Here is a 510-nt window from a genome sequence, read left to right as displayed (position 1 = left end):
GGCAGGCCATGGCGGGTATCCACATCGGCATCTCCGGTTGGCGTTACGCGCCCTGGCGCGGCGACTTCTACCCCAAGGGGCTGACGCAGAAAAAGGAGCTGCGTTTCGCCTCTCGGGCGGTGAGCAGCATCGAGATCAACGGTTCGTTCTATTCACTGCAGACCCCGGAGCGCTACGCGGACTGGTACGAGGACACGCCCGAGGGCTTCGTCTTCAGCATCAAGGGGCCGCGCTACATCACCCACATCCGCCGGCTCAACGAGGTGGAAAAGCCGCTGGCCAACTTCTTCGCCTCGGGCATCTTCCAGCTCAAGGAAAAGATGGGGCCGATCCTCTGGCAGTTCCCACCCTCGTTCAAGTTCGATCCCGAGCTGTTCGAATCCTTCCTCCGCCAGCTGCCCCACGACAGCGAAGCGGCGCTGGCTATCGCCAAGGGTTGCGAACCACGCATGGAAGGTCGCAGCTACCTGGCCATCGACCGCAAGCGCCCCATGCGCCATGCGGTGGAGA

General features: G+C 63.1%; 1 protein-coding gene. It reads left to right on the top strand.

Translation table 11 applies throughout. The annotated features are described in order from the left end of the window. The coding region (locus tag ACU8YC_RS26290) for a DUF72 domain-containing protein (RefSeq protein WP_446896160.1) at positions 1-510 on the top strand (510 nt) is incomplete at both ends.

The sequence above is a fragment of the Citrobacter sp. VF227 genome, assembly GCF_052950715.1.
This window is presented reverse-complemented; position numbering and strand designations above follow the sequence as displayed.